Source organism: Geodermatophilus marinus, from assembly GCF_003428645.1.
Classification (GTDB): Bacteria; Actinomycetota; Actinomycetes; order Mycobacteriales; family Geodermatophilaceae; genus Geodermatophilus.
The window spans coordinates 46,021-54,822 of sequence record NZ_QVQH01000029.1 but is presented as its reverse complement, the minus strand read 5'-3'; the positions used below and the strand labels follow the sequence as shown (position 1 = coordinate 54,822).

The following is an 8,802-nucleotide window of genomic DNA, read 5'->3' as shown; positions in this document are numbered from 1 at the left end:
CGGGCCCGATCGGAGACCGACCGTGGAAGAGCCGGACAGACCGGCGGCCCACCCACGCCCAGATCAGACAACCACAATCAGGTCACGAGCCGGCCGGGTCCACCAAGATCGACGGTGGATCGAGGCTCAGTGGACCTGGCGGTCGGAGTCCGACCAGAAGGCCTCGCGCAGCTTGAACTTCTGGATCTTCCCGGTGGCGGTGCGGGCCAGGGCGTCGCGGAACTCGACCCGCTTGGGGATCTTGTACCCGGCGACCCGGCCCCGGCAGTGCGCGATGATCTCCTCGGCGGTCACCGACTGCCCCTCGCCGACGACCACGAGCGCGGTGACCATCTCGCCCCACTTGTCGTCGGGGATGCCGATGACGGCGACCTCGGCCACCGCGGGGTGGCTGAAGACGGCGTCCTCGACCTCGATCGAGGAGACGTTCTCCCCGCCGGTGATGATCACGTCCTTCTTGCGGTCGGAGATGGTGAGGTATCCGCCCTCGTCGATCGTGCCGCCGTCGCCGGTGTGGAACCAGCCGCCCTCGAGCGCCTCGCCCGAGGCGTCGGGGTTCTGCCAGTAGCCGGCCAGGACGGTGTTGCCGCGGGCCAGCACCTCGCCGGACTCGCTGGTGCGCAGCCGGGTGCCCAGCCCCGGCACGCCGGCCCGGGACAGCAGCCGGGCGCGCTCCTCCGGGTCCAGGTCGTCGTACTCGGCCCGCGGCCGGTTGATGGTGAGCAGCGGCGCGGTCTCGGTGAGGCCGTAGATCTGGTTGAACTCCCAGCCCAGCTCGGCCTCGACGCGGGCGATGGTCTTCGACGGCGGTGGCGCGCCGGCGACGATGATCCGCACCCGGTCGCGGCCGGGGATCTCGCCGTCCCACGAGGCCGCGGCGTCGAGGACGGCGTTCCAGACCGCGGGCGCCCCGGCCATGACCGTGACCCCGTGCCGCTCGACGCGGCGCAGGATCTCCGCGCCGTCGACCTTGCGCAGCACCACCTGCCGGGCGCCCACCCCGGTCATCGAGTAGGGCAGCCCCCAGCCGTTGCAGTGGAACATCGGCAGGGTGTGCAGGTAGACGTCGCGGTCGCCGACCTGCATGTGCATGCCGAAGGTCACGGCGTTGACCCACTCGTTGCGGTGGGTCATCTGCACGCCCTTGGGCCGGGCCGTGGTGCCGCTGGTGTAGTTGATCGTGGCGGTGGCGTCCTCGTCCGGCTCCGACCACGGCACCGGCTCGGTGTCGAAGCGCAGCAGCTGCTCGTACTCCTCGCCGGTGGTGAACCGGTGCTCGGCCTCCACGCCCTTGAGCGAGGCCTCCAGCTCGGGGTCGACGAGCAGGACGCGGGCACCGCTGTGGCCGACGATGTAGCTGACCTCGTCCGGCAAGAGCCGGAAGTTGACCGGTACCACGACCCGGCCGGACGACGGCAGCGCGAGCAGGCACTCCAGCAGCCGCCCGGCGTTGTGGCTGACGACCGCGACGCGCTCGCCCTCGCCCACGCCGAGGGCGTCGAGACCGGCCTGCAGCGCGCGGCCGCGGCGGGCGATCTCGCGGTAGGTGAGCTCCCCGGTCGACGGGGCCGGTTGGTCCGGCTCGTCGACGATGCCGATCCGGTCGCCGTAGACGAGCTCGGCTCGGTCGAGGAAGTCGCGGGTGGTCAGGGGCACGCGCATACCGGCTCCCGGGGGCCAGGGCTGCCCCGGGCCGGGCAGCCGCTCGACGTGGTCGCCGTCACGCTAGCCGGAGAGCACCAGCCAGAGGGCGGCCGCCGTACCGGCGGTGGCGGCGACCGCGCGCACGGTGTCGACGGCGAGCAGCCGCCGGTGCGCCGCGGCGTCCCAGCCGGTGTCCAGGAGCCGGTGCAGCGGGACGGCGAGCAGTGCGGTCACGCCCAGGACGACGGCGAGGCAGCCGGCCCCCACCAGCACCGGGGGCAGCGGGGCCCCCGCCGGGCGGTCGGCCAGCAGCCACAGCGTGGTGACCCCCTGCGCGGCGAACAGCGGGCCCACCACCCGGGTGACCCGCTGCTGGTGCCGGCGCTCGTAGGCGGCGAACACCGCCGCCGGCACCCGGTCGAACTGCGGGTAGACCAGCGCCCGGACCGTCCACTGGAAGCCGGCGTAGGCCGCGGTCAGCGCCAGGTGGACGGCGAGCAGCGTCACGCCTTCGCCGGCTTCCCGCGCCAGGCGAGGCTCTGCGCGTCCAGCCGCCGCAGCAGCGGGTCGCCCTCGGCGGCGATCCGCTCGGCCAGCGCGACGGCGGCGGCCAGCCGGTCGTCGTCCAGCTGCGTGAACGCCGGGGACCGACGCCGGTCCAGGGCGTCGTACCAGCGGCCGCCCACGGCGTGGTCGAGCACGATCCGGCCGAAGCAGTGGTCGGCGGTGACCACCCAGCGCCCCGCCCGGGCCCGGCGGGGCAGCTCGTCGAGCACCAGCGCGCGGTAGCGGGCCAGCAGCTCCTCCCGCGGGGGCCCGGCCGCGGTCACCGGCCCAGCAGGCGCGGCAGCGCCGTGCTGATCGGCTCGCGCACGACCAGGTCGGCGATCCCGTCGTAGGGCGTGGGCTCGGCGTTGACCACGACCACCCGGGCGCCGCTGTGCGCGGCCACGTCGGTGAGGCCGGCGGCGGGGTGCACGGTGAGCGAGGTGCCGACGGCGAGGAAGACGTCGCAGTCGGCCGCGGCGGTCGCGGCGGCCTCCAGGACGGCGGTGTCCAGCGCCTGGCCGAAGCTGATCGTGGCGGACTTGAGGATGCCGCCGCACCGCAGGCACGGCGGGTCGGGCTCGCCGGCGTCGACGCGGGCCAGCGCCTCCTGCATGGCCGTGCGGTCGGCGCAGGACAGGCACTCCACCTCGTGCACCGTGCCGTGCAGCTCGAGCACCCGCCCGGGGTCGGAGCCGGCGCGCTGGTGCAGGCCGTCGATGTTCTGGGTGAGCAGCGCGCGCAGCCGGCCCTCCCGCTCGAGGTCGACCAGCGCCGCGTGGCCGGGGTTGGGCTCGGCCGTCCACGCGGCGTGCCGGCGGCGCTCCCGCCAGGCCCGGCGCCGCACGTCGGGGTCGGCGACGTAGTACCGCAGGGTGGAGAGCTTCTCGGCCTCGGGGTCGCGGGTCCACACGCCCCGGGGGCCGCGGAAGTCGGGGATGCCGCTGTCGGTGGAGATGCCCGCGCCGGTGAGCACGGTGACCCGCCCGGCCGCGGTCAGCCAGCCGGGGAGCGGGTCGGGCACCGTCATGCCGCCCACGGTAGGGCTCGCCCGGGCACCCCGCCGGGGCAGGCAAGGGTCGCCTCACCTGCGGGTCGCCCGCCCCGGCTGGGATGATCGGGGGTGGCAAACAGCGCGACGGACAACCAGCGCGACGGACCAGCGAGGGGTAGGCGCAGAGCAGTGGCAGCCAGCAAGGACAGCTTCGGGGCGCGGTCGACGCTCACCGTCGACGGCACCGACTACGACATCTACCGGCTCGACGCGGTCGAGGGCTCCGACAAGCTGCCCTTCAGCCTGAAGGTCCTCCTCGAGAACCTGCTGCGCACGGAGGACGGCGAGGACATCACCGCCGACCACATCCGCGCGCTGGCCGGCTGGGACCCGGACGCCGAGCCGGACCAGGAGATCCAGTTCACCCCGGCCCGCGTGGTCATGCAGGACTTCACCGGCGTCCCCTGCATCGTCGACCTGGCCACCATGCGCGAGGCCATGGCCGAGATCGGCGGCGACCCGCAGAAGATCAACCCCCTGGCGCCGGCCGAGCTGGTCATCGACCACTCCGTCATCGCCGACGTCTTCGGCACCCCGGAGTCCTTCGAGCGCAACGTCGAGATCGAGTACCAGCGCAACGGCGAGCGCTACCAGTTCCTCCGCTGGGGCCAGGGCGCCTTCACCGACTTCAAGGTGGTCCCGCCCGGCACCGGCATCGTCCACCAGGTCAACATCGAGCACCTGGCCCGCGTGGTCTTCCCGCGACCGGAGGGCGACCGCGTGGTCGCCTACCCCGACACCTGCGTGGGCACCGACTCGCACACCACGATGGTCAACGGCCTCGGCGTGCTCGGCTGGGGTGTGGGCGGCATCGAGGCCGAGGCGGCCATGCTCGGCCAGCCGGTCTCGATGCTCATCCCCCGCGTCGTGGGCTTCAAGCTCACCGGCGAGCTGCCCGACGGCGCGACCGCCACCGACCTGGTGCTCACCATCACCGAGATGCTGCGCCAGCACGGTGTGGTCGGGAAGTTCGTGGAGTTCTACGGCGCCGGCGTCTCCGCCGTCCCGCTGGCCAACCGCGCCACGATCGGCAACATGAGCCCGGAGTTCGGCTCCACCGCGGCGATGTTCCCCATCGACGAGGAGACCATCACCTACCTGGAGCTCACCGGGCGCTCGGCCGAGCAGGTCGCGCTGGTCGAGGCCTACGCCAAGGAGCAGGGCCTCTGGCACGACCCGGCCCGCGAGCCGGCCTTCTCCGAGTACCTCGAGCTCGACCTGTCCACGGTGGTGCCGAGCATCGCCGGGCCGAAGCGGCCGCAGGACCGGGTGGCGATCACCGACGCCAAGGCCGCCTTCCGTGCGGCGCTGTCGGACTACGTGAGCGACGAGGAGACCGGCGGCGAGGACCGCAGGCCCGGCGTCCCGGCGCAGGAGCAGCCCTACGGCGTGGACTCCGCCGTGGACGAGGCCTCGGCCGAGTCCTTCCCCGCCTCCGACCCGGCCGCCCCGGCGGCCGCCGGCGACGGCGAGGCCGGCCGGCCGCACCCGTTCGTCCCCGGCGAGCGGCTGCCCGACCGCCCGACCAAGCCCACCAAGGTGGTGCTGGAGGACGGCACGGAGACCTTCGTCGACCACGGCCACGTGGTGATCGCCGCGATCACCTCCTGCACGAACACCTCCAACCCGCAGGTGATGATCGGCGCGGCGCTGCTGGCCAAGAACGCCGTCGAGCGCGGCCTGACCAGCAAGCCGTGGGTGAAGACGACGCTGGCCCCCGGGTCCGCGGTCGTCATGGACTACTACGAGAAGGCCGAGCTCACCCCGTACCTGGAGAAGCTGGGCTTCTACCTGGTCGGCTACGGCTGCACCACCTGCATCGGCAACTCGGGCCCGCTGCCGGAGCCGGTCAGCCAGGCGGTCAACGAGGCCGACCTCGCCGTCGTCTCGGTGCTGTCGGGCAACCGCAACTTCGAGGGCCGGATCAACCCCGACGTCAAGATGAACTACCTGGCCAGCCCGCCGCTGGTCATCGCCTACGCGATCGCCGGGTCGATGGACGTCGACCTGAACGAGGACCCGCTGGGCAAGGACGCCGACGGCAACGACGTGTTCCTGCGCGACATCTGGCCCTCCCCGCAGGAGGTGCAGCGGGTCATCGACCGGACTGTCTCGGCCGAGATGTTCGGCCGCAGCTACGAGGACGTCTTCGCCGGCACCGAGCAGTGGCAGGCGCTGCCCACCCCGACCGGCGACACCTTCGACTGGGACGCGCAGAGCACCTACGTCCGCCGGCCCCCGTACTTCGAGGGCATGGCCGAGCAGCCGGCGCCGGTGCAGGACATCACCGGGGCGCGCACGCTGGCGGTGCTCGGGGACTCGGTGACCACCGACCACATCTCGCCGGCCGGCTCGATCAAGGCCGACAGCCCGGCCGGGCGCTACCTGCAGGAGCACGGCGTCGAGCGCCGCGACTTCAACTCCTACGGCTCCCGGCGCGGCAACCACGAGGTGATGATCCGCGGCACCTTCGCCAACATCCGGCTGCGCAACCAGCTGGTCCCGGGCACCGAGGGCGGGGTCACCAAGAACCACCTGACCGGCGAGACGACGGCGATCTACGACGCCTCGGTCGCCTACGCCGAGGCCGGCATCCCGCTGGTCGTGCTGGCCGGCAAGGAGTACGGCTCGGGCTCGTCGCGCGACTGGGCGGCCAAGGGGACGGCGCTGCTGGGCGTCAAGGCGGTCATCGCCGAGAGCTACGAGCGGATCCACCGCTCCAACCTCATCGGGATGGGCGTGCTGCCCCTGCAGTTCCCCGAGGGCGAGAGCCGCGAGTCGCTCGGCCTGACCGGCGACGAGGAGTTCACCCTCACCGGCATCACCGAGCTGAACGAGGGCCGCACGCCCCGCACGGTGAAGGTCCGGGCGGAGGCTCCGGACGGTCGGACGACCGAGTTCGACGCCCGGGTCCGCATCGACACCCCGGGTGAGGCGAACTACTACCGCAACGGCGGGATCATGCAGTACGTCCTGCGCTCGCTGCGCGCGCAGGGCTGACCGGCGTGGACCTCGGCCTGGGCGGTCGCGGCTACCTGCTCACCGGCGCGAGCCGGGGGCTGGGGCTGGCGACCGCCCGGGCCCTGGTCGCCGACGGCGCCCGGGTGCTGGTCAGCTCCCGGGCGCAGGCGTCGGTCGACGCCGCCGTCGCCGACCTCGGGCCGGGCGCGTCCGGGGTGGCCGCCGACCTCGCCGACCCGGACACCGCCGAGCGGCTGGTCACCACCGCCCGGGAGCGGATGGGCCGGGTCGACGGCGCCCTGCTCAGCGTCGGCGGACCGCAGCCGGGGGGCGTGCTCGACACGGCCGAGGAGCACTGGCGCGACGCCGTCGACAGCGTGCTGCTCGGGCCCCTGCGGCTGCTCCGCGCGCTCGTCCCGCACCTCGGGGACGGCGCCGCGATCGGGCTCGTGCTCTCCACGTCGGTGCGCCAGCCCATCGGCCACCTGGCCATCTCCAACGGGCTGCGGCCCGGCCTGGCGATGACCGCCAAGGCGCTGGCCGACGAGCTCGGCCCCCGGGGCATCCGGGTGGTCGGCCTGATGCCCGGCACCATCGCCACCGACCGCATCACCGACATCGAGGCCGCGTCCGGGGACCCCGCGGCCATGCGCGCGCGCACCGAGGCCGGCATCCCGCTGCGCCGCGTGGGCACCCCCGAGGAGTTCGGCCGGGTCGCCGCCTTCCTGCTCTCCCCCGCCGCCTCCTACGTCACCGGCACCATGGTGGCCGTCGACGGCGGCATCCTGCGCACGCCATGAAGGACCCTCCCGCCCCCCGGGGAGGACCCGCTCGCCCCCCGTCACCCGCAGGCTCACGACGGGACCCTGCGAGCGGGCCCACCGACGCTCGCGGCGGGCCCCTGCGAGAGGGCCATGGGCCGGTCCTCGTCGCCTGCGCGCACGGCACGCGCAACCCCACCGGCCGGCGGCTGGTGGCCGAGCTGGCCCTGGCCGCCCGCGCGCTGCGCCCGGGCCTGGAGACGACCGCGGCCTTCGTCGACGTCCAGCCACCGACGGTCGCCGACGTCGTGGCCGGGCTGTCCGGCGCGGACCGGTCGGCGGTGGTCGTCCCGGTGCTGCTGTCCGGCGGCTACCACGTGCACGTGGACATCGCCCGCGCCGTGGACGGGGCGCCCGGCGCCGTGGCCGCCCGCGCGCTGGGGCCGGACCCGCGGCTGGCCGAGGTCCTGCACGACCGGCTGGAGCAGGCCGGGGCCGACCCGCGGGACCCGCTCACCGCCGTCGTCCTGGCCGCCGCCGGGTCCAGCGACCCGCGGTCGGTGTCGGACGTCGAGGACACCGCCGACCTCCTCCAGCGGACGTGGGCGGGGCCGGTCACCACCGGCTACGGGTCGGCCGCGCGGCCCCCGGTGCCCGAGGCGGTCGCCGCGGCCCGCCGAGCCGGCGCCGAGCGGGTCGTCGTCGCGGCCTACCTGCTGGCCCCGGGCCACTTCCACGACAAGCTGGGCGGCGCGGGCGCCGATGCGGTCACCGCTCCCCTGCTGCCCGACCAGCGGGTGGCCGCCGTCCTGCTCGACCGCTACGACGCGGCGATCTGACCGGGCTCACGTGTGGTGGAGGCGCTGTGCCACCGCAGGGGCCAGCAGGATGGAGAACCGGTCGAAGACGGCCTCGGTCACGCGCTCCCCGATGCAGTCGTGCGCCTGCCGGAACGGCGTCGAGCCGGACAGCACCCGGTCGAAGCCGTCGCTGATCTCCTGCAGCAGGTAGGGAGCAGCCGTCGTCCGGCCGAAGTGGTTGACGGCCACCATGGTGACCTCGTCCTTGAGCTCGGCCAGTCGCGCCGCCGACTTGGCGAAGGTCGCCACGTCGGAGTCGTGGAACTGCGCGTAGATGGGCCCCGTGTTGATCGTGTCGCCGCCGAACAGGATCCCCGACGCGTCGTCGAGCAGGCAGATGCTGTCACCGGAGTGCCCGGGGGTGTGCAGCACGCGGAGAGCACGCCCGCCGAGATCCACGACGTCCCCCTCGGTCAGCGTCCGGGACGGCGCCGGCGGGGCGATCGTCCAGGCGGCGGGGTCGAAGCCGTCGGGCAGCGGCCGGGGCAGGCTGTCCGCGTCGAGCAGGTGGAAGTAGCGGCCGTCGGCCTCGCGGACGTGCTCGGCGGCGCGGACCAGCTCCAGCGCGTAGGCCAGGTACCGGTCGAGGACCTCGCGGGGCACGGGCTCCACCAGCAGTGCAGCGCCCGCCTCGTGGATCGCGGTGTCGTCGAACTCGTGGTTCCCGCCGACGTGGTCGAAGTGGTAGTGGGTGTTGACGACGGAGACCGGCTTGGTCGTGAGCTCCTCGACGACCGGGCGGACGCGCGCGATTCCCAGTCCGGTGTCCAGGAGGACGGCACGGTCTCGGCCCTCGATGAGCCACATGTTCACGTGGGAGGGTTCGGCGATGCTCCACACCCCTCGGCTGATCTCACGGGCCTCGTGCCAGGACGCCATCGCGGGCGCCTCCCTCCCGGGTGTCGAGCGCACGTCCCTCGGTTCGGACGGCGACGCTGCGACAACCTACGCTTCCGTACAGTCGGACGGTAGGTAT

General features: G+C 74.0%; 8 protein-coding genes. 3 read left to right on the top strand and 5 right to left on the bottom strand.

Translation table 11 applies throughout. From position 1 onward, the window contains the following. Positions 1-126: 126 nt before the first annotated feature. The 4 genes from D0Z06_RS21835 to D0Z06_RS21820 form a co-directional block, all read right to left on the bottom strand. Positions 127-1,662, bottom strand: coding sequence for an AMP-binding protein (locus D0Z06_RS21835; protein ID WP_117379654.1), 1,536 nt, complete (start codon positions 1,660-1,662; stop codon positions 127-129). A 63-nt stretch (positions 1,663-1,725) separates the two neighbouring features. Next, on the bottom strand, positions 1,726-2,151 hold the full coding sequence (locus tag D0Z06_RS21830) for a DUF1772 domain-containing protein (RefSeq protein WP_117379653.1): 426 nt from the start codon (positions 2,149-2,151) through the stop codon (positions 1,726-1,728). Next, complete coding sequence (locus D0Z06_RS21825) at positions 2,148-2,474, bottom strand: hypothetical protein (protein WP_117379652.1); 327 nt, start codon at positions 2,472-2,474, stop codon at positions 2,148-2,150. Before D0Z06_RS21825 ends, D0Z06_RS21830 begins: the two co-directional genes overlap by 4 nt. Continuing rightward, positions 2,471-3,220, bottom strand: coding sequence for an SIR2 family NAD-dependent protein deacylase (locus D0Z06_RS21820; protein ID WP_117379655.1), 750 nt, complete (start codon positions 3,218-3,220; stop codon positions 2,471-2,473). The genes D0Z06_RS21825 and D0Z06_RS21820 overlap by 4 nt, the downstream gene beginning before the upstream one ends. A 153-nt stretch (positions 3,221-3,373) precedes the next feature. Between D0Z06_RS21820 and D0Z06_RS21815 the strand changes: the two genes are divergently transcribed. From D0Z06_RS21815 to D0Z06_RS21805, 3 genes are all read left to right on the top strand, one after another. Then, positions 3,374-6,244, top strand: a complete 2,871-nt coding sequence (locus D0Z06_RS21815; RefSeq protein ID WP_117379651.1) for an aconitate hydratase — start codon at positions 3,374-3,376, stop codon at positions 6,242-6,244. A 5-nt stretch (positions 6,245-6,249) separates the two neighbouring features. Then, complete coding sequence (locus D0Z06_RS21810) at positions 6,250-7,005, top strand: SDR family oxidoreductase (RefSeq protein ID WP_117379650.1); 756 nt, start codon at positions 6,250-6,252, stop codon at positions 7,003-7,005. A 101-nt stretch (positions 7,006-7,106) separates the two neighbouring features. Then, positions 7,107-7,805 (top strand): sirohydrochlorin chelatase, encoded by a 699-nt coding sequence (locus tag D0Z06_RS21805; protein WP_255419371.1) that lies wholly within the window; start codon positions 7,107-7,109, stop codon positions 7,803-7,805. 6 nt (positions 7,806-7,811) lie between these two features. Here D0Z06_RS21805 and D0Z06_RS21800 read toward each other — a convergent pair whose 3' ends face one another. Then, positions 7,812-8,705, bottom strand: a complete 894-nt coding sequence (locus D0Z06_RS21800) for an MBL fold metallo-hydrolase (RefSeq protein WP_117379648.1) — start codon at positions 8,703-8,705, stop codon at positions 7,812-7,814. Between the last annotated feature and the right edge of the window lie 97 nt (positions 8,706-8,802).

Bases quoted from the DNA above. Each gene is read 5' to 3' on its own strand.
- D0Z06_RS21835 (WP_117379654.1), bottom strand. From the start codon at position 1,662: ATGCGCGTGCCCCTGACCACCCGCGACTTCCTCGACCGAGCCGAGCTC.
- D0Z06_RS21800 (WP_117379648.1), bottom strand. From the start codon at position 8,705: ATGGCGTCCTGGCACGAGGCCCGTGAGATCAGCCGAGGGGTGTGGAGC.
- D0Z06_RS21820 (WP_117379655.1), bottom strand. From the start codon at position 3,220: ATGACGGTGCCCGACCCGCTCCCCGGCTGGCTGACCGCGGCCGGGCGG.